The sequence below is a fragment of the Pseudomonas sp. B16120 genome, from assembly GCF_044218845.1.
Lineage (GTDB): Bacteria > Pseudomonadota > Gammaproteobacteria > Pseudomonadales > Pseudomonadaceae > Aquipseudomonas > Aquipseudomonas paracarnis.
The window spans coordinates 2,153,131-2,179,328 of sequence record NZ_CP162588.1 but is presented as its reverse complement, the minus strand read 5'-3'; the positions used below and the strand labels follow the sequence as shown (position 1 = coordinate 2,179,328).

30 protein-coding genes and 1 pseudogene are annotated in these 26,198 nt (G+C 56.4%); 27 read left to right on the top strand and 4 right to left on the bottom strand.

Annotation, left to right across the window (positions count from 1 at the left end; translation table 11 throughout):
- Positions 1-32 precede the first annotated feature (32 nt).
- The 10 genes and pseudogenes from AB4P90_RS10410 (at position 33) to AB4P90_RS10365 (ending at position 7,709) form a co-directional block, all read left to right on the top strand.
- Positions 33-290 (top strand): hypothetical protein, encoded by a 258-nt coding sequence (locus AB4P90_RS10410; RefSeq protein WP_080896004.1) that lies wholly within the window; start codon positions 33-35, stop codon positions 288-290.
- A 100-nt stretch (positions 291-390) separates the two neighbouring features.
- Positions 391-885 (top strand): DNA repair protein RadC, encoded by a 495-nt coding sequence (radC, locus tag AB4P90_RS10405; protein ID WP_042558368.1) that lies wholly within the window; start codon positions 391-393, stop codon positions 883-885.
- A 52-nt stretch (positions 886-937) separates the two neighbouring features.
- Positions 938-1,696: pseudogene (locus tag AB4P90_RS10400) on the top strand (ABC transporter substrate-binding protein).
- A gap of 93 nt (positions 1,697-1,789) precedes the next feature.
- On the top strand, positions 1,790-2,332 hold the full coding sequence (locus AB4P90_RS10395) for a PilL N-terminal domain-containing protein (protein WP_060766755.1): 543 nt from the start codon (positions 1,790-1,792) through the stop codon (positions 2,330-2,332).
- Complete coding sequence (locus AB4P90_RS10390; RefSeq protein WP_395605869.1) at positions 2,329-3,000, top strand: chemotaxis protein; 672 nt, start codon at positions 2,329-2,331, stop codon at positions 2,998-3,000. Before AB4P90_RS10395 ends, AB4P90_RS10390 begins: the two co-directional genes overlap by 4 nt.
- 9 nt (positions 3,001-3,009) lie before the next feature.
- Positions 3,010-3,729 carry a TIGR03759 family integrating conjugative element protein gene (locus tag AB4P90_RS10385; RefSeq protein ID WP_060766754.1) on the top strand — a complete coding sequence of 240 codons (720 nt, stop codon included), beginning with the start codon at positions 3,010-3,012 and terminating at the stop codon, positions 3,727-3,729.
- On the top strand, positions 3,711-4,259 hold the full coding sequence (locus tag AB4P90_RS10380) for a lytic transglycosylase (RefSeq protein ID WP_081088269.1): 549 nt from the start codon (positions 3,711-3,713) through the stop codon (positions 4,257-4,259). The genes AB4P90_RS10385 and AB4P90_RS10380 overlap by 19 nt, the downstream gene beginning before the upstream one ends.
- Positions 4,256-4,771, top strand: a complete 516-nt coding sequence (locus AB4P90_RS10375; RefSeq protein WP_060766753.1) for an integrating conjugative element protein — start codon at positions 4,256-4,258, stop codon at positions 4,769-4,771. Before AB4P90_RS10380 ends, AB4P90_RS10375 begins: the two co-directional genes overlap by 4 nt.
- Before the next feature lie 8 nt (positions 4,772-4,779).
- On the top strand, positions 4,780-6,885 hold the full coding sequence (gene traD / locus AB4P90_RS10370) for a type IV conjugative transfer system coupling protein TraD (RefSeq protein WP_060766752.1): 2,106 nt from the start codon (positions 4,780-4,782) through the stop codon (positions 6,883-6,885).
- A gap of 92 nt (positions 6,886-6,977) precedes the next feature.
- Positions 6,978-7,709, top strand: a complete 732-nt coding sequence (locus tag AB4P90_RS10365; protein WP_060766751.1) for a TIGR03747 family integrating conjugative element membrane protein — start codon at positions 6,978-6,980, stop codon at positions 7,707-7,709.
- Positions 7,710-7,787: 78 nt separating this feature from the next.
- Here AB4P90_RS10365 and AB4P90_RS10360 read toward each other — a convergent pair whose 3' ends face one another.
- Positions 7,788-8,957 (bottom strand): hypothetical protein, encoded by a 1,170-nt coding sequence (locus tag AB4P90_RS10360; protein ID WP_060766750.1) that lies wholly within the window; start codon positions 8,955-8,957, stop codon positions 7,788-7,790.
- A gap of 27 nt (positions 8,958-8,984) precedes the next feature.
- Between AB4P90_RS10360 and AB4P90_RS10355 the strand changes: the two genes are divergently transcribed.
- From AB4P90_RS10355 to AB4P90_RS10315, 9 genes are read left to right on the top strand one after another with little or no spacing between them, the layout of a single operon-like run.
- Positions 8,985-9,503, top strand: a complete 519-nt coding sequence (locus tag AB4P90_RS10355; RefSeq protein WP_318533239.1) for an RAQPRD family integrative conjugative element protein — start codon at positions 8,985-8,987, stop codon at positions 9,501-9,503.
- Positions 9,500-9,739 (top strand): TIGR03758 family integrating conjugative element protein, encoded by a 240-nt coding sequence (locus AB4P90_RS10350; RefSeq protein WP_060766748.1) that lies wholly within the window; start codon positions 9,500-9,502, stop codon positions 9,737-9,739. Before AB4P90_RS10355 ends, AB4P90_RS10350 begins: the two co-directional genes overlap by 4 nt.
- Before the next feature lie 17 nt (positions 9,740-9,756).
- Complete coding sequence (locus tag AB4P90_RS10345; protein ID WP_058426013.1) at positions 9,757-10,128, top strand: TIGR03745 family integrating conjugative element membrane protein; 372 nt, start codon at positions 9,757-9,759, stop codon at positions 10,126-10,128.
- 7 nt (positions 10,129-10,135) lie between these two features.
- Positions 10,136-10,549 carry a TIGR03750 family conjugal transfer protein gene (locus tag AB4P90_RS10340; protein ID WP_060766747.1) on the top strand — a complete coding sequence of 138 codons (414 nt, stop codon included), beginning with the start codon at positions 10,136-10,138 and terminating at the stop codon, positions 10,547-10,549.
- Complete coding sequence (locus AB4P90_RS10335) at positions 10,546-11,187, top strand: PFL_4703 family integrating conjugative element protein (RefSeq protein WP_060766746.1); 642 nt, start codon at positions 10,546-10,548, stop codon at positions 11,185-11,187. Before AB4P90_RS10340 ends, AB4P90_RS10335 begins: the two co-directional genes overlap by 4 nt.
- Positions 11,184-11,996, top strand: a complete 813-nt coding sequence (locus AB4P90_RS10330; RefSeq protein ID WP_060766745.1) for a TIGR03749 family integrating conjugative element protein — start codon at positions 11,184-11,186, stop codon at positions 11,994-11,996. Before AB4P90_RS10335 ends, AB4P90_RS10330 begins: the two co-directional genes overlap by 4 nt.
- Complete coding sequence (locus AB4P90_RS10325; protein ID WP_060766744.1) at positions 11,986-13,503, top strand: TIGR03752 family integrating conjugative element protein; 1,518 nt, start codon at positions 11,986-11,988, stop codon at positions 13,501-13,503. Before AB4P90_RS10330 ends, AB4P90_RS10325 begins: the two co-directional genes overlap by 11 nt.
- Complete coding sequence (locus AB4P90_RS10320) at positions 13,466-13,882, top strand: TIGR03751 family conjugal transfer lipoprotein (RefSeq protein ID WP_060766743.1); 417 nt, start codon at positions 13,466-13,468, stop codon at positions 13,880-13,882. Before AB4P90_RS10325 ends, AB4P90_RS10320 begins: the two co-directional genes overlap by 38 nt.
- The gene (locus tag AB4P90_RS10315; protein WP_060766742.1) at positions 13,882-16,635 is read left to right on the top strand and encodes a conjugative transfer ATPase; all 2,754 of its coding nucleotides are present in this window, start codon (positions 13,882-13,884) and stop codon (positions 16,633-16,635) included. Before AB4P90_RS10320 ends, AB4P90_RS10315 begins: the two co-directional genes overlap by 1 nt.
- A gap of 41 nt (positions 16,636-16,676) precedes the next feature.
- Here the strand turns inward: AB4P90_RS10315 and AB4P90_RS10310 are convergent, their stop codons facing one another.
- Positions 16,677-16,934: a LasR-specific antiactivator QslA gene (locus AB4P90_RS10310; RefSeq protein ID WP_081088268.1), complete on the bottom strand. Its 258-nt coding sequence runs from the start codon at positions 16,932-16,934 to the stop codon at positions 16,677-16,679.
- Positions 16,935-17,092: 158 nt separating this feature from the next.
- Between AB4P90_RS10310 and AB4P90_RS10305 the strand changes: the two genes are divergently transcribed.
- The 5 genes from AB4P90_RS10305 (at position 17,093) to AB4P90_RS10285 (ending at position 21,652) form a co-directional block, all read left to right on the top strand.
- Positions 17,093-17,347: a helix-turn-helix domain-containing protein gene (locus tag AB4P90_RS10305; protein ID WP_123480311.1), complete on the top strand. Its 255-nt coding sequence runs from the start codon at positions 17,093-17,095 to the stop codon at positions 17,345-17,347.
- A 105-nt stretch (positions 17,348-17,452) separates the two neighbouring features.
- Positions 17,453-18,409 carry a TIGR03756 family integrating conjugative element protein gene (locus AB4P90_RS10300; protein ID WP_395605868.1) on the top strand — a complete coding sequence of 319 codons (957 nt, stop codon included), beginning with the start codon at positions 17,453-17,455 and terminating at the stop codon, positions 18,407-18,409.
- Positions 18,406-19,788 (top strand): integrating conjugative element protein, encoded by a 1,383-nt coding sequence (locus AB4P90_RS10295; RefSeq protein ID WP_060766739.1) that lies wholly within the window; start codon positions 18,406-18,408, stop codon positions 19,786-19,788. The genes AB4P90_RS10300 and AB4P90_RS10295 overlap by 4 nt, the downstream gene beginning before the upstream one ends.
- 3 nt (positions 19,789-19,791) lie before the next feature.
- A complete protein-coding gene (locus AB4P90_RS10290) occupies positions 19,792-20,100 on the top strand; it encodes a hypothetical protein (protein ID WP_060766738.1) in 309 nt (102 codons plus the stop codon).
- Positions 20,101-20,110: 10 nt separating this feature from the next.
- The gene (locus tag AB4P90_RS10285) at positions 20,111-21,652 is read left to right on the top strand and encodes a conjugal transfer protein TraG N-terminal domain-containing protein (RefSeq protein ID WP_060766737.1); all 1,542 of its coding nucleotides are present in this window, start codon (positions 20,111-20,113) and stop codon (positions 21,650-21,652) included.
- On the opposite strand, the gene AB4P90_RS10280 is transcribed toward AB4P90_RS10285, so the two are convergent.
- A complete protein-coding gene (locus AB4P90_RS10280; RefSeq protein ID WP_060766736.1) occupies positions 21,641-22,039 on the bottom strand; it encodes a DUF3742 family protein in 399 nt (132 codons plus the stop codon). The two genes, AB4P90_RS10285 and AB4P90_RS10280, sit on opposite strands and share 12 nt — an antisense overlap.
- A gap of 455 nt (positions 22,040-22,494) precedes the next feature.
- Between AB4P90_RS10280 and AB4P90_RS10275 the strand changes: the two genes are divergently transcribed.
- Both AB4P90_RS10275 and AB4P90_RS10270 read left to right on the top strand, forming a co-directional pair.
- Positions 22,495-22,824, top strand: a complete 330-nt coding sequence (locus AB4P90_RS10275; RefSeq protein WP_060766735.1) for a hypothetical protein — start codon at positions 22,495-22,497, stop codon at positions 22,822-22,824.
- Between the two features lie 131 nt (positions 22,825-22,955).
- Positions 22,956-23,915: an ArdC family protein gene (locus AB4P90_RS10270; RefSeq protein WP_060766734.1), complete on the top strand. Its 960-nt coding sequence runs from the start codon at positions 22,956-22,958 to the stop codon at positions 23,913-23,915.
- A gap of 131 nt (positions 23,916-24,046) precedes the next feature.
- Here the strand turns inward: AB4P90_RS10270 and AB4P90_RS10265 are convergent, their stop codons facing one another.
- Positions 24,047-24,244 carry a hypothetical protein gene (locus tag AB4P90_RS10265; protein WP_046035945.1) on the bottom strand — a complete coding sequence of 66 codons (198 nt, stop codon included), beginning with the start codon at positions 24,242-24,244 and terminating at the stop codon, positions 24,047-24,049.
- A gap of 221 nt (positions 24,245-24,465) precedes the next feature.
- Here AB4P90_RS10265 and mobH point away from each other — a divergent pair, with 221 nt between their 5' ends.
- Positions 24,466-26,190: a MobH family relaxase gene (gene mobH, locus AB4P90_RS10260; protein WP_395605867.1), complete on the top strand. Its 1,725-nt coding sequence runs from the start codon at positions 24,466-24,468 to the stop codon at positions 26,188-26,190.
- The last annotated feature ends 8 nt before the right edge of the window (positions 26,191-26,198 follow it).

Genomic DNA, 26,198 nt, shown 5'->3' with positions numbered 1-26,198 from the left:
GCCTTTTCTTCAACCAGCACAGGAGAACCTATATGGAATCCTTCTGGCTTTGCGACGACTGCCTGTTCGGTGCGGCTTACGAGGACTACAGCACGTTATCGCTGTATTACTCGCCAGATGAGACCGAACAACGTATCGCCGCGATACACCGGGGGCTGGTTCGCTTATTGCCCATCAGTGCCGACTTCGATCCCGAAACCGGCTGGGGAATAAGATCCTTTTCTCCATTGCCTTGCGACGGTTGTGGTTCACCTCTGCACGGTCAACGCCACCGATACACTCGGCTGTAAACCCTACATCACCTGCAAACGCCTGCAACTCCACACCCACCCTGGGGAAACCACTCCCCTCGGGCGTGTACCCCTGATTATTCCATTCGGAGGTAGCGCCATGAACACCCCACTCACACTGATTGAGACCTCGGATTTCGAGGCTGATCGCATTATCCAAGAAAACCAGCTGATCGACGAAGCGCTGCATATTCTGGATCGTCGACTGTTCAACCGCGGTCCTAAACTGACGTCACCTGAAACCGTGACCTCTTACCTAAAACTGCAGCTTACACAACAAGAACATGAAGTCTTTGGTGTGATTTTTTTTGACGCCCAGCACCGGGTGCTGGCGTTTGAAATCCTCTTTCACGGCAGCATTGATAGCGCCAGCGTTTACCCCCGCCAAGTCGTTAAGCGTTCCCTCGCGCATAACGCTGCAGCCGTCATTTTTGTTCACAACCACCCCTCAGGGTGTACAGAGCCCAGCCAGGCGGACCGTGTTTTGACCGTACGGCTGAAAGAGGCCTTGGCCTTGATCGACGTGTGCGTACTGGATCACTTTATCGTAGGTGAAGGTCGCCCGCTCTCCCTTGCCGAATACGGATGGCTTTAAACCTCACAGGCGCCTACGGGCGCCTCGTTTATTTTCATTCTGGAGCACGCTCATGAACCCCACACACCAAGCACCCACCCTGCTGATCGCCTCAAATCCATTTACTCGGGGCTACGACAAACTTTATATCGAACGGTTGTTACTGATCTTCTACGAGGATGGCTGTCCTCCCTGCTTTCGGCCTATGCACGACTCCCAGGAGCATCTGTCCGACGATACGTTGCAACTGGTCCCCTGCATCTTCAATGATGATTTCGCCTTGATCAGCGAAGGCCAATCCATTCTGAATGAATTGGATGGTTGCTGCCCGTCCAACGGACTAGTGCACTAGGTGGTCTATGCCGTAATAGGCTAAGTGTTCAACGCGCAGTGCCACGTCGCGGACTTTGACTCCTTGGAAGAAGCCAAGTCCGTGGTCCATCGTTTGAGTTTCGAGACTGGACGCTACAGCCGAGCTTGGGAGATCAGTACCGCACACCTCACTGAAGAAGCATTGCGCTACTTGGAACGCGGGGCGGACTATTTCGACTCTAGCCCAACCGGGCTGCTGTTCGAACCCTTTGTCCTGAAGGACTGCAATGGCGTCGGGTGTAAGCTGATCGGCACGCCCTGGACAGACGATAACCTGATAAAAATCGAGGGCTGTTCTTACTCATCGCTGAGGCAAGAGCAACTCGATGCTAGTACGCCGGCAGCCTTGGTCAACGTACTGTATATGGCGGCATTGGCGGATGTGCGATTGTTGATCTTCGACCCCGACGCTGCTGTCTTGGATGGACTAGCTATCTATGATGCAGAGCAAAGTATTTAGCGTTAACACGACCTGCCATAAATCGGATTTCTCACTGAATCGATCCTTCACCTCATGTCAGGTTCTGTACTGAATCTGACATGAGGTTTTTTTATGGAGCGTTTTTTTACGCCTGTCTGCCTGCTGTTTTTTTTGAGTGCCTGCAGCGCGCAAATTTCCACCCCATTGCCGACTAATCCAAAGATCGACAGTGGCTCCAATCGGACCCAATTATCAAGGAGCCCGGCCGAAGCAAACCATCCGGCGGAGATCCGTTATGGTCGCTATACCCTGGTGAGCACAGAGCCCACTACGGAGCAACGTGATCTTCTCGCTCAAATAATTGATTTGAGCATACCGTCCAACCTTAATCCCTCGGTAGAGGAGGCGATGCATTACGTGCTGCAGCGCTCGGGTTATTCGCTCTGCCCTACCACCGAACCAGTAAAGACACTTTTCACTCGGCCTCTGCCTGCAGCCCATTACCGACTCGGCCCGATTGCGTTACGCAGCGCACTACAGGTACTGGCTGGCTCCTCCTGGCAACTCACGACCGATGAGGTCAGCCGTTCGGTCTGCTTCGAACAGCAGAAAGCTGATGTCGGCATCGTGCGGGCTACACCAGACTCGTCCCATCAGGCGGAGGCACGTCCATGAAAGCCTCGACGTTTCAAACCATAATTGTTGGCTTACTTTGCCTGGCAGTCGCCGGGCTGAGCGGCGGTTTGTTTAACCAGTATCAGCGCATGGCCGAGCTACAGAGTACGAACACCCAGCGCTTCCAAACTTTGGACACCTTGCAACGTGATTTAAGCGCGCTCAGGGACGCACAGGAGAAACTGCAGTACTCGCTGAAAGACCTGAAGCAGATGGTCGATACAGGTGAGCAACAGGCCAATACCCTCGATCCGATGCTGGATCAGTGGGCGCAAGAGATACAGGAGATGCGCGACGGTCTGGCAGAGCGCGCCAAAGTGAAAGATCTGACAGCTCTAAGCGGACGCTTTGAGCACGTCGAACAGCAGCTACTGGAGCTCAAGACTCAGCCTTCCCTACCACCGCCAACCTCTTCCGCGAACAAGCCGAAAAAGACGGCTCCCCCAAAACCCGTCCCACTATCGCCACCGTTCTCGGTGTTGGGTGTCGAGTCCCGCGGAGGTGAGCGCTTTTTGGCAGTCGCACCTCATGACAGTAGCTCTCTCATAGATGTTCGGCTGCTGCATGCCGGCGAGCAGTTCGGAGCCTGGCACCTGAAAGTGCTGGAGCCGCACTCAGCCATCTTCTCGGTGGTCGCTCAGCCAGACCAGACCGTGCAACTCCCTTGAGAAGCGATCATGAACAGAGCGCCACTACTCCCCGTCGTCTGTCTCGCGTCGCTGCTGGCCATAGGCGATGCGATGGGCACGCCTGTCACGACACCGTCGCGGATCCAGGACACACAATCCATTCCGCTGGGACGCTTGCACGCTGAACAGGCTGCAAGCTGGGGTCTGACGGAGCAGGAGTGGACGCGCTTCGAGCAGATCCAAACCGGCCCACGTGGTTTCTGGAGCCCGAAGCTCGATCCCTTGACCGCCCTAGGGGTTGAGGCCCAGACCGACCAAGAGCGCCAGCGCTATGCTGAATTACAGGTAGCACTGGAAGCCAAACGCGCCGAGCGTGAATTGGCCTACCAAAACGCTTACACCGCGGCCTGGACCAAGCTGTTTCCTGGCCAGCTACCGATCCAGGGCATGGCATCTTCTTCCCCTACCAGCTCATCAGTCGCCCCGCGCCCAGCCCTTTTTGTAGAGGACCACTGCCCTGCATGCACCGCTGAAGCACAACGTTTGCAGAACAGTGACACGGCGTTCGATATCTACCTAGTGGGCAGCCAAGGCCAAGATGAACGCGTCCGCAGTTGGGCTCGGCAAGCGGACATCGATCCGGCTAAGGTTCAACGCGGGCAGATCACCCTGAACCATGACCGTGGTCGATGGTTCAGCCTGGGGGCTCCGGGGCCATTGCCCGCCACATTTCAACAGGTGAATGGACAATGGCAACGTCTCGATTGATTTCTATTGCGCTCCTGCTGACGGTGCACACGGTTCGGGCTAACGAACTTCCGCCTCCGGCTTATCAACTGGCGGCGCATGACGCCAACATCCCTTCTACGGTGTTGTTCGCGATTGCCTTACAGGAGAGCGGTATTCGCGTCCGTGGTCGACTGCTGCCGTGGCCTTGGACCCTAAATATCGCCGGAACACCCTACCGTTTCCCCACTCGCCAGGCCGCATGTCACGCCTTGCTCCAGGCGCTCACACAATATGACGCTAAACGGGTCGACGCCGGACTTGGGCAAACCAACCTGGGTTATCACGGACAACGTTTTTCCAGTCCCTGCGAAGCTCTCGAACCCTACCGCAATCTAGCTGTGACTGCCGCCCTGCTGCAAGAGCATCACGCCGTCACCGGTGACTGGGTTTCAGCCGCTGGGCGTTATCACCGCCCTGCGGGAGGTTTACCCGCCGCGCGCTACCGCGATGGATTCTCCCGGCAACTCGCACGGCTACAAGCTTCCGCTGAACAAGGCACACCACCATGAAACGAATTCCTACTGCCTATTACTTCTCCCTGCTCTTGGCTGCTTTCGCCCAGTCGAAACAATCCGTTGCAGAGGACCAGTTTGGCGGCTTCACCCGTCCCCATCTTCAAGTTGCTAGGCCGCCCATAAACAGCAATCTCCAGCCTGGTCGCGCCATGCATGCGGACTTGTCCACATTTGCCGATGAAACCTGGATATTACCCGTTCGCAGCTCCCTCTTGAGCCCCGGCCAAATCACGTCTCGCGCCCTAAACATGCCGGGCTTACGGCCATTTTTCCTGGTGGGTGAGGATACCCAATCACTGGCTTGGTTGCGTCAACGCGCGACTGAGCTGCAGGAAATCGGCGCGGCTGGCCTTGCCGTCGAAGTGGCCGATACCGGAGCCTTGGCTCGGATCCGAGCAGCCGCTCCTAGTGTCACCATCCTACCGGTCAACGGTAACGACATCGCCACCCGCCTGCAGATTGAGCATTACCCTGTCTTGATCACTGCCACATCATTGGAGCAGTGAGTAAGGTCATGGCCGAGCATACGATGGAGTCCAAGCTCCGTCCCGCGGTAGAGCTTTACACGGTAGCAATTTGCATCGCTGCCGCAGTACTGTGCGTGTACTCGCCCTGGGCTGTGGCCCTGTCACCCGAGATCGGGCTGGTTGCGGCGCTGGCCTATACCCTATTCGGCCTGATCCGCCTGCGACAAGCATGGGAGGTGTTGCGCTACCGGCGCAATATCCGTCGGCTATCCCGCTACGAGCTGACCAGTCGGCAGATTCCGGTCAGTTGTAAGCGTCTGTTCATGGGCCGCGGGTTTCGCTGGACCCGCCTGCATACCCAGCGCTTGGTCGAGGCTCAGGATCCAGCGGTCGCACGTTATGTCGACCAACCGACCCGCTATCGTATGGCCCGTGGACTCGAACGGTCCCTTGAGCATGCACCGTTTCCGCTCTCGATATTGTCCCGTGTCACCGCCTGGGACAGTGCCTTCAATCCGTTGCGCCCTTTACCACCGGTAGGAGGCTCGCCACTGCTGCATGGGGTCGAGCCCGATGAAACGGAAGTCAGTCTGCCTCTGGGCGAACGGGTCGGTCACACCCTGGTGCTGGGCACGACCCGCGTCGGCAAGACGCGACTCGCCGAGGTGTACATCACCCAGGACATTCACCGCATTGAACATGAGGTAGTGATTGTCTTCGACCCGAAGGGCGATGCCGACTTGCTCAAGCGCATGTACGTCGAAGCCAAACGTGCCGGACGGGAGAAAGAGTTTTATGTCTTCCATCTGGGCTGGCCAGAAATCTCCGCCCGCTACAACGCGGTGGGACGTTTCGGACGTATTTCTGAGGTGGCATCTCGCATTGCTGGGCAGCTCAGTGGTGAAGGTAACTCCGCGGCCTTCCGTGAGTTCGCCTGGCGTTTCGTCAACATCATTGCCCGGGCTTTGATCGAATTGGGCCGGCGTCCGGACTACCTGCAGATCCAGCGGCATGTGGTCAACATCGATGCGCTGTTCATCGAATACGCCCAGCAGTTTTTCGCCAAGACCGAACCGAAGGCGTGGGAAGTGATCGTCCAGCTCGAAGGCAAGCTCACCGAGAAGAACATTCCCCGGCATATGATAGGACGCGAAAAGCGGGTGGTGGCCATCGAGCAATACCTGGCGGTGAAGCGTGTATTTGATCCGGTAATGGACGGACTGCGTTCAGCGGTGCGCTACGACCGCACTTACTTCGACAAAATCGTGGCCTCGCTACTGCCGCTGCTGGAGAAACTCACCACCGGCAAGACCGCTCAGTTACTGGCTCCCAACTACACCGACCTGGATGACCCGCGGCCGATCTTCGACTGGATGCAGATCATCCGAAAACGCGGAATCGTCTACGTTGGCCTGGATGCGCTGACTGATGCCGAAGTGGCCGCCGCCGTGGGCAATTCAATGTTCGCCGACTTGGTCTCGGTCGCGGGTCATATCTACAAGCATGGCATTGACCATGGGCTGCCTCAATCTGGCAACGCTGGTGACAAACTGCCAATCAACCTGCATGCCGATGAGTTCAACGAGTTGATGGGCGATGAGTTCATTCCGCTGATCAACAAAGGGGGCGGTGCCGGTATCCAGGTAACCGCCTACACCCAAACCCTCAGCGATATCGAAGCACGTATAGGCAACCGCGCCAAGGCCGGCCAGGTGGTGGGCAATTTCAACACCCTACAGATGCTGCGGGTGCGCGAAACCGCAACCGCGGAACTGCTCACCCAGCAGTTGCCCAAGGTTAATGTGCTGACCAAGACCCTGGTCTCGGGCGCGACCGACACCTCCGATCCGGAGGCCAACACGGACTTCACCTCGTCCTCACAGGACCGTGTCAGCAGCACCAGCGTGCCGCTGATCGAGCCTGCTCACATCGTCAGTTTGCCCAAGGGGCAAATGTTCTCCTTCCAGGCCGGGGGCCAACTCTGGAAAGTCCGCATGCCCTTACCTAAGCCCTCCAACGACGATGCCATGCCCAATGACCTGAAGGAGCTTACCCAGCGGATGCGGGCAACTTACAACGAACAGCCGGGCCAATGGTGGAGTGCGAGCGGTGGCGGTCCAACAACAAACTGCGATCTGGATCAGGTTAAGTAACCCGGCCCTGTCATAGGTTTCGATTCAGCAAACACGTATTCGGCAGGCGTCGTGCCCACATCAACTATGCAACTCGCAATATGGAGTGAACGATGGCGACTTCCGCCCAGAACACGTCGCCACAACCGATCCAGCGCCCGGGATTAATCGTCTCGGCAATCGGCTTGGTTTTACGCATCATCGGTATGCTGATCGCCTCGTTGCTGTTTTCGATCCTCGTCGAATTCGCCGGTTTGCTGCTGTTCTGGGGTGATCAGGGTTGGCGGCACAGCCAAGCCATGCTGACCAACGAACTAGGTTGGCTGAGCGAGCACTTCAAATCGTCACTCATCCTCCAACAACCCGGACAGACGATTGTCCAGTGGCTGGATCTCCTCAATCAGTGGCTGCTGGTCAAGACTGGCTTTGCGGATTTTGCCCAGCTGGCGCGGGTATCGAGCCAGGGCAACGGCTTCTGGAGCTGGATCAACCAGATCTACGTAAGCATTGAGGACTTCGTACTGGCCGCAGTTTATGTGATCTTTACCTTCGTGGTGCGCCTGACCATTCTGGTCCTGGCCGCCCCCCTGTTTCTGATGGCCATGTTTACTGGTTTTATCGATGGTCTGATACGCCGCGACCTGCGCAAATTTGGCGCAGGTCGGGAAAGTAGTTTTATTTATCACCGTGCAAAACGGACTGTGGTACCGCTATTGACTCTACCCTGGATCGTTTACCTATCATTACCCATTACACTCAATCCGCCGGCCGTTTTTATCCCTTGCGCCGTGATACTCGGGGCAGCCACCGCATTGACAACAACCACATTCAAAAAATACATCTAAACAAATCACCTGAAGCTCAACCAAGGAACTAGAAGAATTCCTATCCAAGAGAGCCAAAAAGCTAGAATGATATGCCACTTAGCAAGCTCTCAGCTTTATGAGAAACCAGCATTTAAAAAATATTACTCTCATTGCGCGCAACAACCACGAGCGCGACTTCATGTTACCCTCTCCTATTATTGATAATGACGCTGTTGCGGCCTTGCCGCCCGCAAGAAAAGAAATAATACAAAAGAGAAAATACTTCAAATTTTCGTGCTCGCGACTCAGCTTAACCTTATCCACTAACCTTCCAAGTTTTTCATAGAGCTTACGTACACGCTCCCCATGGGCAGTCAGTGGAATGTAATCTTTGCTCCCAAACTCCTGACTATTTATCATTAGATGAGAAGGTGTTTCATGGCACGCGCCGCTATTATTGGCACGAGAGCAAAAATAAGCATTTATCCTGGCTATGGCATCGGGGCCTGGTAATGATTGCAACCAGGAATCTCCGTAGCGTCTCAATTCCGGTTCATCTCCGACGCTATTGATCGATAATATCGAATACACTTTGACAGCGGATTTGCAGACTGCATTTTCAGCCCCTGAAAATGAGGTATCGGTTAGACAGCTCTCCTTCAAATCTTGATACCGATCTTTATAAAACCGCAAATAGTCACCCAGCAATTTATTAGTATCTACCATTTGGTCACGATCAAACTTTGCTTGGGAGTCAACCACCAAATACATGCATCCCACCAGGCTTAGCATGCACCACAGATGGTCATAGCCATGCTTAAACTTCGGACTCTTAAAAAAATTCGCAAAAATTAAAATAATCGACCAACCCAAGACAAATGCAATTAAAAAATTTATTCCACTGCTCCAAAAGCCACCTATATAACCCGCCCCCAGATTAAAGTCCTCAGGAATAAGCAACCACCAACTCGGTGCGAACCCGACCAGTGATAAAAACCCAGGAAAAAGCACGATCAACAATCCCGCCGTGCCCGGCTTACGCCCTAGAACATAAGCCCCTCTGACAAATACAAGGCCCACCAAAACAAGAAACATAAAAAAAAACAAAGAAATTATTTTTACGCCCGCAACAGGACTAAGATTCAACAGCGGGTACGGTATACCTGGCTCGTATATATCATTAAAATAACCAAACCAACCGATTCCTTCTAGGTTCTGTGCCACCCCGTAAGAGGCAATGAAAGATATCCAATAATATGGTTTTATAAACAGATAAAGCCATTGCATAAAAACTGCTCCCTAAAAAACAACCTCATGTTCAAAACTGAGGGGGTAGCCCCTCGGTGTAACCCTACCGTCGGCGCATGTGGACCGCGCCAATCAAGAATACCCAAGAGGTCAATCGCCCTCAAAAACGATTGTCTCTGCTTCAATTTTCCTAGGGATTTAACTGGTCATTTTCACAATCCTGAACGTGAGAATCCAGAGCTGATTGCCATGCTTACGCACTTCATCCCCCGCCTTCTGATTTCCATATTGTTGGTAGCGTGCAGCTGCGCCAACGCAACACCCAGTCAAGAACCGGTTGATATGGAGCTCATCCAAAAACAGCTTGAGGTTACTGAGCACATCGCGAATCGCGCAAATACAACCAATACGCCAGAGACGTCCATACGATATCGCTTTGACTATCTCCGTCTAATTCATGACATCCAGCGTATCCGCCACGGTGTACAGGATTATCTCTCCCCTTCTCGCGCTCAACCCCGCGACCCCACTGAATTAGTCGGCAATTATCGCCTCGACACCTCGTCCGAGAAACCCTCGCCATGAGCATGACGGACGCGCAGACCGCTGCCTTCCAAAACGCCTCCGGCTTTTCGGCGCAAGGCAGTTCGATGCTTTGGATCTCCATGGTTTTGGTCCTGGCTTTGCTCTGGTGTGCCTGGGTGATGTGGACGGCTTACCGGGGCTGGGCGACAGGAAGCGTGCGCTTTGGTGCCTTTGGCGGCAGCGTTGCGCGCGTACTGCTCACCTTGCTGATTTTGATGTTCTTCACCCTGTCCTAATATCGGAGATCGCCATCATGCTCAAGTGCCTTGTCCCCCTTAAAAACAACCTGCGTGATCGTGCAAGCCAACGCTTAATAGGTCTGCTGCTTGTCCTTGGTCCAGGCCTAGCTTTTGCCGAGCTACCGACCATGGAGGCGCCGTCCCGAGGCGAAGGTTCCGGATTGATCGAGACGATCAAAAACTACGCCTACGACGGCGGCATTCTGCTCGGTCTACTGATTGCCCTGCTCGCGTTTCTCGGCGTGGCTTGGCATTCCCTGACTGTATTCGCCGATGTCCAAAACCAGCGCAAGACCTGGAAAGACCTCGGCGCGGTAGTCGGTATCGGCGCCCTGTTGGTGGTGATCATCATCTGGTTTCTCACCAAGGCTGCCGCGATTCTGTGAGGTTGGCATGAACGACACTATCGAACGTCTTGCCGACGGCACTTTGGTCTTTCTGCCAGAGCGACTCAATCGTGATCCAGCCGTATTGCGCGGTTTAACCAATGATGAAATGTGGGTGGCCCTAGGCACCGGTGCCGTCATTGGCCTGCTGGTGGGCATTCCTCTGGCGATCGTCACCGCCTCGATTGCCGTGGCGCCGACCAGCATGATCGCAGGCATGACAGTGGTCTTATTGATCGGTGGCACGCTACTGCGTCGGGCCAAACGGGCTCGTCCGGAGACCTGGTTGTACCGCAAGCTCGAATGGATACTCGCCAGCCGTTGGCGCCTGGGGCGTGGAAGTTTGATTCTCCACTCCGGTGCCTGGACAGTTCGCCGTTCGCGTCGACTGCGCCCTGCCCTGTCCCGGTGGCAGCCATGAGTCGATTTCGAAACAAGGTCGATGCCCAACAGGCTCATATCTTCAGCCTGCGTCTGGCGATAGTGATGCTCGCCCTGCTCAGCGCCGGACTATGGTATGGCTGGCGCTCAGCACCGACCGATCTGACCGTGCATGTACCCCCTGATCTGCGCTCGGGCAGCACGCGCAAGTGGTGGGATGTTCCCCCAGAGAATGTGTATGCCTTTGCCCTGTACATCTTTGGCCAACTCAACCGCTGGCCCTCGGATGGCGAGCAGGATTATCGCCGCGCCATCTATGGCTTGCAGTCCTACCTGACACCTGCCTGCAAGGCCTTCCTCGACGGCGACTACGAGTATCGCAAGGCCGCCGGCGAACTGCGTCAACGGGTGCGTGGCGTCTACGAAATTCTAGGCCGAGGCTACAGTGAAGATCCGGAACTGCGGGTCAAGCAACTCGATCGCGACAGTTGGTTGGTCACACTCGACCTCAACGCTGATGAGTATTACGCCGCCGAACCGGTGAAACGGGTGGTCGTGCGCTATCCGTTACGGGTGGTGCGTTTCGATCTGGACCCCGAACGCAATAAGTGGGGCCTCGCACTGGATTGCTATCAGGGTACGCCGCAAAAAATCTCCCTACCTGGAGGTGAGCCATGAAGCGGATTTCTACCCTGGGACTCACCCTCACACTGATGCTATCGGGCGCTGCAGCGCAGGCCGTCGAACTGATGCACTGGGAACGCCTACCGCTCGCGGTCCCACTGGTGATCAATCAGGAACGAGTGGTCTTTGTCGATGAAGCTGTTCGTGTCGGCGTGCCTTCCACGCTGAAGGATAAACTGCGCGTGCAATCAACCGGAGGCACGCTGTACCTGCGCGCGTCGGAAGCCATTGCACCGACACGACTGCAACTGCAATCGGTCAAGACGGGCGAGATCATCCTCTTGGATATCGCGGCCACGCCTGGCGATCAACCCCTAGAGCCCGTGCGTATTCTCAAGAATGCTCCGATGCAAGCTATCGAGTCTGAATCGAGCACCTTCCCTGTTCCAGAACGTACGCCGATCCCGGCCGCTTTGACGCGCTACGCCGCGCAAAGCCTGTACGGCCCGCTGCTCACCGTGGAGTCCCTGCCCGGCGTACGCCGCGTCCCGCTCAAGATGCGCACCGAACTGCCGACCCTGCTGCCGAGCGAAAACGTTTCCAGCACACCCATCGCCGCCTGGCGGCTCGGTGACTATTGGGTGACGGCCGTGAAGTTGCGCAATCGAGGTACAGCGACGGTGCAACTAGATCCGCGTCAGCTTCAGGCAAAGCTGTTCGCCGCGACCTTCCAGCATGCTTTCCTCGGGCCGGTCGGCAGTGCGGAAGACACCACGATTGCCTACCTCATCACTCGAGGTGCAGGCCTCGAACACGCCGTGATGCTTCCGCCCGTTGCGCGAGGTGCTGACGATGAAGGCTAACGCCTTGCTCAAATGGCTGGTACCGGCTGCGCTGCTGGGTGTGGCGCTGATCATCATGAAAAGCTGGGTCGCGGGAGGCAGCATGCCTTCTCCAGAGCACCCAGTTGATCAGGGCGATATTCAATTATCTGCCGAGCAAGCCAAGTCGCTCGGCATTGCGGGCGATACCCCACGCGACACGGTCGCCACCTTGGTAGGCCAAGTGAAGGCCATGCGCAGCGACATGCTCGGTTTGAAGAAACACAACGATTCGCTGCAGACGGAAAACAACCGCCTGCGCGAGCGAGAAAACAGCGTCGACTCGCGTATTCAGACGGCACTTGGCAGTGTGACCCAGCAGGTAGACGAAGGCCGCCGACAAGCCAATGAAGCACGCCTCAAAGCGGAACAAGACAGTCGTCAGGCTCGCGGTCTGCTGACGCAATTGCAGGAACAGTTGTCGGCGCTGACCGGCAAAGGCAAGGATATGCCGATCGGACTGGGGCTTGAACCGGGCGATGGGGACCAGTTCGAAGGGCGGCATTCTGCCAACGATGCGCTGCAGTGGATTGAACCCTCGGATGCTCCCTCCACCGAAGCCCGAGGCAAAACCAAGACCTCTTCCGCACCGAGTCTGCCTAATGCCTTCAACTCGCTCGAGGGCTTGAAGGACAATGCCATCGACCGCAGCCAAAAGCAGTTACGCGAGGTCACCAAGGGTGAGCGTGACCTGACGCGATCCGGTGATCGTACCGAAGGTGCGAAGCCGGTCTACACCATTCCCGAAAATGCGACATTGATGGGCTCGGTCGCCATGACCGCGCTGATTGGCCGAGTCCCGGTGGATGGCACCGTGAATGATCCCTATCCCTTCAAGGTACTGGTCGGTCCGGAAAACCTGACGGCCAACGGCATCGACCTGCCAGACGTCGCGGGTGCTGTGATGAGCGGCACGGCGTCCGGTGACTGGACCCTGTCATGCGTACGCGGACAGGTCGAGTCGATCACTTTTGTGTTTACCGATGGCACCATCCGCACGGTGCCTCAGCCGAAAGCGGTATCCAGCCGCAATGCCTCCACCACCCAGAGCTCAAACACCGACAAGATCCGCGGTGGACTCGGTTACCTCTCCGATCCGTATGGCATTCCTTGCATTGCCGGCGAGCGTCGCTCGAATGCCCAGCAGTACCTCGGTAGCCAGAGCCTGATCACTGCTGCCGGCGCGGGTGTCGCTGCCTTGCTCGGGAATGAACAAAACAACAGCAGCACGATCAGCACGGGCGGCAGTGCCTTCGGGGTCACCAGCAGCAGTGGCAATAGCGCACTGAATTCAATTCTCAGTGGTGGGGTCAGCGACATTCGCGAGTGGGTCAACAAACTGTATGGCGAAGCCTTTGCTGCCGTGTATGTACCACCTGCAGCACAGGTGACCCTACACCTCGACCATGAGATCACCATCGACTACGAGCCCAAGGGCCGGAGCGTTCGCCATGAAAAAGACCATACCTCCCTATCTGATCTGGATTAGCTTGCTCTGCTGGGTCCTGACGGGGTGTTCCACCGACAAGGACACACTTTTGCCGCATGGCGAGCAAACCATGCTGGATATCTGGAACGGCGCCGGCTCACAGGGTACACAACAGCAACTGTTGGATGCTCGGCAACCGTTGCGCCGCCCGTTGGCTCAAACAGATCTCTCCGCTTCGCTCCAAGAACCGTACACGCGTACAGCAGCGAATGAAATTCGCAACCTATTCCCGCGCCTGCCCAATCCTGATTTGGTGATGTACGTGTATCCGCATCTGAGTGGTACCGAGCAGGCACCAGTGCCTGGATACTCGACCGTCTTTCCATTTTACCAACGGGTGCAGTACGCAATGCCGGGTGAACGTCAGGAAGATCTGTAATGTGTAGCGACGATACGGGCAACTGCACGTCTGCATGGAAAGCCTGGCGCAACCCATTGCGCCCCCGCGCCACACTGGCCGATGAAGCTGCGCTCTATGCGCACAATCCCAGCTTCACCGATCATCTGCCGTGGGTCGAATACCTCGAAACCGAGCACTGTTTTCTACTAGATGACAATCGCTCTGTGGGTGCGGTTTTCGAGCTACTGCCCATCGGCACCGAAGGGCGCGAACCCGATTGGTTAATGGCAGCCCGCGATGCCCTTGAAGATGCCCTGCAGGATAGCTTTGACGAGCTGGATCAAGCGCCTTGGGTGGCGCAATTTTTCTGCCAGGACGACAACGACTTCACCCCCTACCTGACCCGGCTCACCGACTATATTCAGGACGGCGCCCGAGGCACGGTTTTCACCGAAGCGTACCTGGAACTTATTCGCCGACATTTGAAAGCCATCTCCAAGCCCGGCGGCCTGTTCGAGGATAAGGCAGTCACGCGCCTGCCCTGGCGAGGAAACAACCGTCGGGTGCGATTGGTGATCTATCGCTGGCTTGAGTCTGTCGGTGAGGAGGCGGGACTCAACCCAGTGCAATCGCTGCAACAAACTTGCGAACGTATCGCTGTTTCGTTGCAGGCGTGCGGGGTGCAATCGACGCGAGTCGATGGCCGAGGTTTGTATGCCTGGTTGTTGCCCTGGTTCAATCCGGCACCCCGTCTCACTAATGAAGCGCCCGAGGGCTTCTACCGCCGGGTAGCCTATCCGGAGTCCGGCGAAGGCGAATCGCTGGAGCTGCCCTTCGATCATGACTTTGCCGAACGCCTGTTCTTCAACGAACCGCGTTCGGACGTGCAGCATGGACTCTGGTTTTTTGATGGTCAGCCCCACCGGGTCATGGTGGTGGACAAGCTGCGCCGGGCGCCATTGATTGGTCAACTCACTGGCGAAATCCGCAAGGGAGACGCGGTGAATGCGCTGTTCGACCAGTTGCCCGAAGGCACGGTGATGAGTCTGACCCTGGTGGTCAAACCACAAGATGTACTCGAAGATCAGTTGAACCGCCTGGCCCGCAAAGCCATTGGTGAAAACTTGGCTTCGACTCAGGCCCGTCAGGATGTTGAAGAGGCTCGTGCGATCATTGGCCGACAGCACAAGCTGTACCGCGGCACCCTGGCATTTTATGTGCGCGGTCACGATGAACAGCAGTTGCACCAACGCTCAGTCGGCCTAACGAACGCGCTGCTGGGTGCGGGGCTACAACCGGTGCGTGAGGGCGATGAAGTCGCCGCCTGCAACAGCTACCTGCGTTGGTTACCGATGGCTTACAACCCAGCCCGCGACACACGTAACTGGTACACACGCCTGATGTTCGCCCAACACCTGGCAAACCTCGTTCCAGTCTGGGGCCGCAGCATTGGCACCGGCCACCCGGGTATCACGCTGTTTAATCGTGGTGGGTCGCCTCTGAGCTTTGATCCGTTGTCACGTTTAGACCGGGCAATGAACGGCCATCTGCTGTTATTCGGCCCCACCGGCGCCGGCAAGTCAGCGACCCTAGTCACCTTGTTGATGCAGATCATGGCTATATACCGCCCTCGCCTATTTATCGTAGAGGCTGGCAACTCGTTCGGCCTGCAGGGTGACTACTTCGCCACACAGGGCTTGTCGATCAACAAGGTCCAATTAAAACCTGGCGCCCCGGTCAGTCTTGCCCCATTCGGCGATGCCTGGCGCTTGGTCGAACAACCAGATCAGGTGGCGAGCCTTTCCATTGATGAGTGGGACGATGAAGCAGTAGCCAGTCGCGAGGACCAGCGCGATGTTCTCGGCGAGTTGGAAATCACCGCTCGCCTGATGATCACCGGTGGCGAGGCCAAGGAAGAGGCGCGACTGAGTCGAGCTGATCGCAGCTTGATCCGCGAGTGTATTCTCGATGCGGCGCAAATCTGTGTCGCAACGAACCGTCAGGTACTGACCCGCGATGTGCGCAACGCTTTACTGCGCGTCGCCACAGACTCGCGCTTACCGGAAAAACGTCGCGAACGTGCACAGGAAATGGGCGAGTCCATCGATCTCTTTTGCCAGGGCTTCGAGGGTGAGCTCTTCGACCGTGAAGGCACCCCGTGGCCGGAAAGCGATGTGACCATCGTCGATCTCGCCACTTACGCTCGCGAAGGCTATGAGGCTCAGATGTCCATTAGCTACATCAGCCTGATGAACACCGTAAACAACCTCGCCGAGCGCGACCAGTACTTGGGCCGACCAATCATCATGGTCACCGACGAGGGGCACATCATTACCAAGAACCCGCTGCTGGCGCCCTTCGTGGTCAAGGGCACGAAGATGTGGCGCAAGCTCGGCGCCTGGTTCTGGCTGGCGACGCAAAACCTTGCCGACTTTCCAACGGCTGCGCAGACCATGCTCAACATGATCGAATGGTGGATTTGCTTGAATATGCCGCCCGCGGAGATTGAGGAAATCGCACGGTTCAAAAAGCTCACGCCTGCGCAAAAAGCCTTGCTGCTGTCCGCTGGCAAGGAGCCGGGGAAGTACACCGAAGGGGTCGTGCTATCGAAAAAAATTGAGACGCTGTTTCGGGCCGTACCACCCAGTCTTTATCTCGCTCTGGCCATGACTGAGCCCGAGGAGAAAGCCGAGCGCTGGACACTGATGCAGGAGAACGTCTGCTCAGAGTTGGAAGCGGCGTATCGCGTAGCTGAACGGATCGATAGGATGCGAGGAATAGATCCAACATAGCGGAATCTGTTCAGGCCTCTCGCTCTAAAGCGAGTGACCAGTTATTGCGGTAAACCCCGAAGCCGCTGCTGAATCCTCAACAAGAATCCGGCTTCAAAGGCATCTTGACAGTCACCAACAGGAAAAGTCTTGCGGGTTTGCGCCAGCTCCCACCACAGTGGAATTTCGCCAGGTGCATCAAGCCAAGCCTGCGCGCATTGCACGCCGCGCTCAATCATTGAGGAAAATTCGCTACCCCACGGCGTCAGAAGACTTGGACAACCATCCGCCGGCGGAATTGAAATGTAGTTTTCGTCCATATACACCCTAAATTTCTGATTTATTTTCAGACGCAAAGGCCAGCTTCGAAAAAATTTAGGCTTTAGGTACCAGCCATAAGCATTCAAATGGCATAGAGCAGTGCCAATGCAGACTATATCCCGTGGATTGAGAGTCCCTCAAGGCGCAATTTGCGCGCATGACTCAAGACTACGAACAACTTCGTCTGCAGCTGGCGGAAAACATCCGCTTGATGCGACGCGTGAAGAACCTTACCCAGGAGCAGCTCGCGCTCATGGCCGAGGTAGATCGCACCTACGTCAGTCAAATCGAACGATGCACGGGCAATCCGTCGCTGTTGGTTCTGTGCAAGCTCGCCAATATTTTCGAAATTACCGCAGATCAGTTACTTGTGGAACCCGACATCCTGAGCAGCTCCCTTCACGTCAAATAATAGTCTCAAGTCTCGCAAACCCGATACACCCGCTTCCATAATTTCCGCTGACAATCTCCAGCCCCTCACCGAATCTGCCCAGGCCATACATATTGAGCCTGGATTATGACTGCCGTCTGCTCGTCAATATCGCCCGCAAAGCTAAGACCCTTGGCACTGAGCATCCTGCTGGCATGCGGCCCAAGCGTGGCTCTGGACACCGGAAGCATCACGTCCTCCGTGCTTTCGCCAGACTGCCTCGAATACAGGGTCGTCGGCATTTGCTTCTGGTTGCTCTGCACGCCGTTCGGCTGCACAGTCAAAACCTCGACCAAGGTTCGTCATTTCATTCCTGAACTGGTGGTCTCAAGCTACACCGCCACGGGCAATAACCCCTGGACCGAGATGGCCACCCTTTCCTCTCCCATCAGCGGTGCGGAAGGTGGCGGCAACCTGATCACCCCGAACACCCACCGCGACAACCTGACCCGCTTCAAGAACGTCGATGGCATCGGCCACCCCGGCGGCTGGATCGCAACGCAACTGGCTTCGCAATCCGGCTATGCCTGCGCCAGCGGTGCAACAGCATTCATACCTTACTACCTGAGTACCCTGGACTCACTGGCCTGGCGCCATGGCATCCCGGAAAATTTCTACCCAGAGTCACTTGTGCCCGGAGTCCGCGAAGTCGGTAGTCAAGTTTTAGGAAACATGTGGGGCAACGTTTATCCCAGGCAGGGTTTTCTGGTACAGCCCGACGATTTCGAGGCAGCCGCAGTCATGGCACAACGGGCCGGTGATGTGGTTACCCGAAACTGGCAGCCGCATGTGTATGCACCACTCACACCAGCCAGACACGACGGCTACTGGCCGCCTGGCCCTATCATCGAAAACGACGCTTCGACCCACAAATGGCAATTGCTCTCCCCCCAAATTCAACCCACGTGCGCCATCTTCCCCAGCAATCCAGTCCAGAGCGCGGATGGCGGCTACGCCTGGTCGCTTTGGCGTCCCTATAGCTGCTGCAAACGTGAGGGGCAAACCTTTCTGTTCAGCATCGACTTTGAAGGAGGTGCTTCATGAGTCAGCTTCTCGCAAGACCATGGTTGGGCACGATGAGTCTGTTGTTCTGTGGACTGCTCACCATGGCCACGCATGCCCACGCCGCCGAAGGCGATTATCGCCTTGGCACTCAAGGCGAAGTGCTCGATGACCGCGTGATGTACACCATTGGTGGCGGCTCGGCAGTAGGCTCACCGAGTTCGCTCTATCGGCCCAGTGGTCTCGGTGTCGGCGGATCATGGCGAGCGAACATGATGTGCGGAAAAATGAGCCTCACCAACACCCTGCAAAACCAACTGAACGGCGTCACTGAAGGTTTCCAGCAAATCATGGGCAGCATCGTGCAGAACGCGACCCAAGCCGTTATGTCGCTGCCTGCCTTGATCATACAGCGCGCCAACCCAGGTCTCTATGAGTTGCTCAGTAACGGGGTGATGCAGGGGCGCATCGACTTCGACCGCTCCAAGCTGACCTGCCAGGCCATGGCCGAAAAGATGGCGGACAAGGTCGGTCAGGCCGGCTGGGGCGCGCTGGCCAAAAACGAGGAGATGCAGGGCAACCTGGAGCAAACCGGTGGTGATGCGGTGGCCGCGGTGAAAAATACCGAGACCCGTAACGGCAACAATGGGGTGTCCTGGGTCGGCGGCTCGAAGGCTGGAGGCAATGGGCAGACGCCCATTCGGGTGACCGCCGACGTGGTGCGCGCGGGTTATAACCTGCTGCATAACCGTTCGGTGGATGACAGCGCCTCGATCAGTAGCGGTGATTGTCTGGGTGGGGCTATTTGCCAGACATGGACCTCGCCCCAAGAGGAATCCGAATGGGCCGTTCGCGTGTTGGGCGAGAGCGAAGTCTCGACCTGCGACAGCTGCGAAACCCTTCGTGCGACCGCTGGCAGCGGATTGACTCCGCTGATTCAGGAGGCCTACAGCGAACACCTCAAAGCACTACAAGGGTTGCTGTCCGGCTCGCTGCCGCCTACTTCTGACAATCTGGCTAAGGCCTCCAGCCCGATGTTACTGGTGACCCGAGGTGTGGTTGAAGCCCTGCGTGACGATCCCGACCAGGATCTGCTGGCACGGCGTTTGGCCAGTGAGACAGCCCTATCCAGCGTACTCCACAAGGCGTTGCTGCTACTGCGTACGCTGCTGGCGGGCAGTCAAGAACCGAACATCGCCTCCGCCGAGCCGGCCCAAATCGCATTGACGAAAAACATCGACGCGCTGGAGCGCGAAATACGCCTGCTGCAGGCCGAACTGCAGGTTCGGCAAATGTTGGCTACCAACACCGCCAGCCTCGTGCTCGATCGACATGCAGGTGGTGCCGATGCTTCGCGCACCGTCGAGCAAGGTGACCCTGAGCCAGGTCGACTCAATGATGCTGACGCCAGGCGCAAGTGAGCCATGAAACGCTCACCGCTATTCACTTTGCTTTCGAGTCTGGGGATGGTTGCGGTGATGATCCTGACCGCCGCACTGGTCGCTTGGATAGGTAGTACCGCGCTGGGTAGTTTCGACGCCTGGCAGCAGGCATTCGAATCCGTACGGCCCAATCTGCGATGGTGGCGTGCCCTGCTCTACGGCGCTCTCTTTGCACTCTGGTGGGATCTGCTTCGGCGCTACCGACATCGACCACAGGATCGACGGCGCATAAAACGCATCGGGACAGTAGGGTTCCTGCTCTTTATCTGCGTCGAGCTCACCCGACTGTGAGGTCATTACCATGCTCATGAGCACCAACAGTTACTTGGAGTTTTACCTCTCTCTCCTGGCCTGGATCATCAACAACGGCCTCTGGAGTGTCCTGTCCGACACAGGGCTGTTCGCCGCGCCCTTTGGTGCAATCATCTTGCAGGAATGGTTGTCTGCCCGTCAGCAAGGTGCGGATGAGGGCAACAAGGGACTGCTCTCGGTGCCACGGATCGAGAACCGGTTGTGGCTGGCCTACATCGTCGTGTTGTTCGGCTGCGCGCCGGTCTTTCCGTTGAGCCTCTCGTCAATGACGTTCGATGATGCGGCGAGTCAGCGCTGCGGCGTAAGTGTGACCAAGCCAGCGGAAACTGCCTGGGGGACGACGTTCAATACCATCGGCGGGCGCTCCGCCAATGTGCCGATCTGGTGGTTTCTGGTGCATGCTTTGAGCAAAGGCGTGACTGCGGCAGCCACCGCCTCCATCCCTTGCGCACCGGATATCCGACAAATGCGCATGGAGATCGACAGTTCGCGCATCGATAATCAGGTCCTGCTGCAGGAAGTCGCCGACTTCACTCGCGACTGCTATGGCTATTCCCGTTCTCGGCTGTTCACCAACCGTCCGCAGTTGGATAAAGCACAAAGCCACGACGCAGCGTGGATCGGGTCAAGCTATTTTCTCGACACACCCGGCTACTACGATACGGATCGCTCACGTACACCGAGAGTCAGCTGGCCGTATGACGACAACCGCGATGTTTCCTTGCCGCGGCTGGAGAATGGCGCGGGCTACCCCACCTGTAAGCAGTGGTGGAGCGACCGTGGTGTCGGGCTACGCGAACGCTTGATCGAGCAGGTTAATCCCTCTTTGCTGACTCAGTTGAAAGGTTGGTTGACTGGGCGTTCGAGCAACGAGATCGAAGATGCCACCCTTCGCGAGCTGGTTAGCCCGCGCCAGCAATCGATGTCCATGTCGCCCGGACAGGTGTATCAGGACTACGGCTCCAGCGCTCGTGGCGGTTCGATCAATCAGGGGCTCAATAACCTGGCCACCAACACCGGGTTGGCCCTCGGTTCCTTCAGCAACTTCCCGGCAATGAATGCACTACGCGCAGCATTGCCGATGGTGCAGGCGTTCCTGATCATGGGCGTCATCATCAGCTTGCCGCTGATCCTGCTTGTCAGTACCTACCAGCTGAAGACCGTCATGACGGTAACGTTTGCGCTGTTCACCTTACACATGCTGAGCTTCTGGTGGGAACTGGCGCGCTGGGTCGACTCCAGCATGCTCGATACCCTGTACAACCAGGTTTCGGCTTCCAATCAGGTGCTGTTGTCGCTGCCCACATCCGGCCTCATGGATGGAACCGTCACAGCGCAGGTGATCGAGTATGTGATGGGGGCGATGTTCATCGTGCTACCAATGCTATTTCTAGGCGCCATGAGCTGGGCAGGATATTCAGTCGGCAGCGGTATTCAAGGCATGTTGGCGAACGGTAGCAAAGCTGCAAGTGATTCAGCGAGCAAAGGTACGGATCAAATATTGGGTGCTGCTAAGCGCTCAATTAGATGACTTGCTGTCGCCTATGTAATGCCCATTGTCGTCGAAGTCGCCGATGTAGAGATCAGCACCTAGATAGTCTGCCCCTGGATTTTTATCTTCGCGATCGGCACCAATAAAAGTCCTGAGCCATAGCAAAGTGATGACAGCCAGCATCATCACAATGAAAGTAACCAGCCAAACACTGACAAACAGTAATCCTCCGATCAATGCCAGTTTGGCAATCAGAAAACTCCCGCGAACAAGAAATCTACCTGCGGGCACACCTGCGGTCTCCGCACGCTCAAACACATGGGATTCAAAAGCTTTCAACCTACGGTAACCACGCTTCACCGACAGACCACAGGAATACGCCCAGCGGTGGGCACGTGAATTCTGAACAGGTTGTTGAGTCGGCATGGTCTCGCCCTCTTCTGAGCGTTTTCATGGTTAAGCCTAGAGGAATAGGCTACTACTGAAAACGGCCCATGCCTGACCGTTTATCAGTTTCCCCGGCCGAAAAATCCTCATTGGAAGCCAGAAGACAAGCTCTGCGAAACATCGTCTCTACAGCGATTGACCCAGATAAATCGTCCGGCTAAATACAAGGTGCGGATCGCTGTTATCGACAGCACTTTCCCAGGTAGCCAGAACCTTCAAGGCTACGTCACTTCGATGATGGTTCCCCCCAAGTGCGATTAGCGTTCGGTGGCTCGCACGGTGACCGTTTCTACGGTAATGAACGCCTACTGCTCTTATGAGCGCCTTTCGAGCTCTGCTCGTGAGGTAAGCCCTCTTGATTTTCTTCAACCCACTGCGGGGAAATCTTTCTCCGCACGGGACAGGTTTCTTCGCGTTTTCAACGGAGACATACCATGCCCGACTCACTTACACCGGAAACACTGAACACCCTTCGGCTGCCCATCGTGTTCACTCCTGGCGCGTGGCAACGCGCAGTACTGCTCAATCAATCCGATCACGCTGAGAAGCTGCAGGTCGATCGGTTGAGCCACGTATTGCGCGCAGCCTTCGAGGCCCACCTGGCCTTTCCACACAAGCCTTACGTGCTGTTCGAGGTAATGCATATTGAAACAGCCGATCACTTAGACCCCGAGCCGTTGCTCCAATTGAGTCTGAGCCTACTCCAAGAGCCGGGTCAGCCTAGCGCCTTGCTGATAGCGCTTGTAGGAGAACACCATCGCTAAGCGCAATTAGCGGCGTTCAACTCCACATTCGAACAACATGCAAGACCTGCATCAATCCAGCACATCACCCAACCGGGGAACCCTCCCCGACGGGCACGGCGTTCCTCCGTTTTTCTCTCGAGGAAATTGCCATGCGTGATATCTACCAAGACGTAACTGACAAGATCATTACTGCGTTAGACCAAGGCGTTGCACCCTGGATCAAACCCTGGTCCTCAAGTGGCTCCGCTCACATCGGTCATCAACCCTACCCCGTCAACGCCATCACGCGACGTCCGTATTCGGGCATCAATTTACCGCTGCTCTGGGCCGAGGCCAGGTTGCAGGGGTTCACTCAAGATCGTTGGCTGACTTTCAATCAAGCCAAAAAAGCTGGCGGGCACATTCGTAAGGGTGAGCACAGCACTCTGGCGGTACTCTACAAGCCGATGGAGCGCGAGGAACAGACCGAGTCAGGCCAACCAGTACTCGATGAAAACGGTCAACCTAAGATCGCTCACTTCGGCATTCTCAGGACGCATTTTCTGTTCAACATCGAGCAAACGGAGGGGCTCGAAATGCTCAATGACACCCTGCTCGAGACTGAACAGAGTGATCCCTTCCAGCCCAACAGCGCCGCGGAAAATCTGCTGTTAAGTTCAGGTGCACGCATCGTTCATCGGCCTGCCGACGAAGCCTTTTACCACCCGATCAGGGATCTCATCCAACTGCCGACAAAAGCACAATTTCACGATGAAGGCGGGTACTACGCCACGGCACTGCATGAGCTGACGCACTGGACCGGGCATCACACTCGGTTGCAGCGCGAAGGCGTGACGTCAGCCTGTCCATTCGGCTCGCCAGGCTACGCGTTTGAGGAGTTGATCGCCGAGATGGGCGCTGCTTTTTTATGTGCCTACGCAGGTATACAGGGGGAGCTGCGGCACGAGGGCTACATCGACTCCTGGCTTGGCCTGCTCAAGGCTGACAAACGCGCGATCTTTCGCGCCAGTGGTCTGGCCCGAAGCGCCTCGGAGTACGTACTGAACTTGGAGCAGCAACGGAAGCAGATGGTAATGGATGACTCACGATGCATGAACGATGGAGTTTGATCATTACCTCACCGCTGCAATCGCATCAAAGGGCCCAACGCAAGTTGGGCCCTTTTTTTCTGCGCCCAGAAAACCCCATGCCGCTGGGCTTTAATTCAAAGAGTCAGGGATGGGCACATCCCCACAGCCTGTCATTCCTCATCCAGGTTCTGCGCCAGATAATCCACCAGCTCGAGGGGACTTCGGCTGTCGATCACCTTGTAAATCAGATCACGCTTACTGCGCGGCAACTTCTTGACCACGCTCTTCGCCGAGGCTCTGACAGCTTCGTCGGTTCCATGGATACGTGCCGCGAGCAGCAGCACGAGCGTGGCGTCAGTGAGGTTCATGGCAAGACCCAAAAAATATACACCGCAGTGTACCGACTCTTTTCTTGCCCATACTACCCCCAACAAAACGATGCCTAGCCGTATCCATATTCCAATTGCCATGCAAAGGGATGCGAGCCAAAAGGACGGATAAGGGTTGGAAGGGAATGGGTGCTCAAGGGTAAGAGCTCTATCCGAAAAGGCTAAAAGGCCACTGCCCCAGACACTTCACGGAGATCACGATGTTCAGCCTATTTCGCCGCAAAAGGCGGAAGCCCCCTCCGCCACCGACCGTCAACGTCGCCGAAGGCTACCTGCCCATCGAATCGGCTCACAGCTTGTTAGCCGCGGAGCACCGCCGCCAGCTGCTCGATCGCATCTGGCAGTACACCGCCCTCTCCCACGCGCAGTTCATCCAGCTCTACTTAAATCCGATCCATCGCTACGCCGAACGGGTCCAGCAACTCCCGGCCAGCGAGACGCACCACCACGCTTATCTCGGAGGCATGCTCGACCATGGACTGGAACTGGTCGCCTGCAGTTTGAAACTGCGTCAGTCGTATCTGCTTCCCACCGGTGCCGCACCCGAAGACCAAGCCGCTCAGACCGATGCTTGGTCGGCTGGCATCGCCTATGGCGCCCTGCTGCATGACATCGGCAAGATCGCCGTGGACCTGCAGGTTGAACGCCAAGACGGCCGTCTTTGGCACCCTTGGCAGGGTCCGCTGGATCAGCCCTACCGTTTTCGTTACATCAAGGGTCGCGACTATCACTTGCATGGCGCCGCTGCAGGTTTGCTCTACACGCAGATTCTCGACCGCCCAATCCTCGATTGGCTAAGCGGATTTCCAGCACTGTGGGCCAGTTTGCTGTATGTCCTGGCGGGCCAGTACGAACGTGCCGGCGTGCTCGGTGAGTTAGTGACAAAGGCCGACCGCGTCTCCACCGCACAGAACATCGGTGGTAACCCCAGCAAGGCGCTGCAAGCGCCGATTCATTCGCTGCAACATCACTTGATCAGCGGACTGCGTCACCTGGTTCAGCACGAGCTGAAACTCAATCAGCCGGGTGCCGCGGGTTGGCTGACCCAGGACGCACTCTGGCTGGTAAGCAAGACGGTCACGGACAAGCTGCGGGCCTATTTGCTGTCGCAGTCGATTGAAGGTATTCCTTCATCCAACATAGCCGTGTTCGACGAACTGCAATCGCATGGACTGGTCGAGTCTACCCTAGAAGGCAAAGCCATCTGGAGCGCTCTTGTCACGCAGGGCGACTGGCAGCAGAGTTTCACTTTTCTGCGCCTTCAACCCGCGTTGATCTGGGGGAACGAAGACCGCCCCGAAAATTTCAGCGGAACGGTGAGCATTGCAGTGCATGACAACTCAACTGACACCCCGGTACCAACACCAGCGGCCGAGACAGTCCGTGCAAGATCAAGTCAAAGCCAACCGCAGCCGGATCCCATGGCGCTGGAGGATGCCGACTACCTCGGCACGTTGCTGGACATGTTCGAGTTGGAAAAGCCTGAGACCAGTGAGGCACCGTCAGAAAACGCTCTTGAAACTTCAACCCTACCTTCGGATAACCCTGGCTACGTATTCTTGAATTGGGTCAAGGAAGGCATCCTAAGCCACAAGCTAGTCATCAACGATAACAAGGCCAAAATCCACACGGTGAGTGGCAGCGTATTTCTGGTCACGCCTGGTATCTTCCAACGCTACGCGCAGGAGTTTCCTGGTCTCTCTCAGGGGACCGATCAACAACTTGAAGAATGGCGTTGGGTGCAGAAGCATTTTGAAAAACTGAAGGTCCACAGGAAGCGAGACAACGGCCTAAATATCTGGGCATGCCATGTCCAGGGCCCCAGGAAGAAAACCATCCTGAAGGGGTATCTCATTGAGGAGCCGAAGCTTTTTTTTGAATTGACACCACCCGACAATCCTTTTCTTAAAATCGCAGAGCCTTAATACATGGT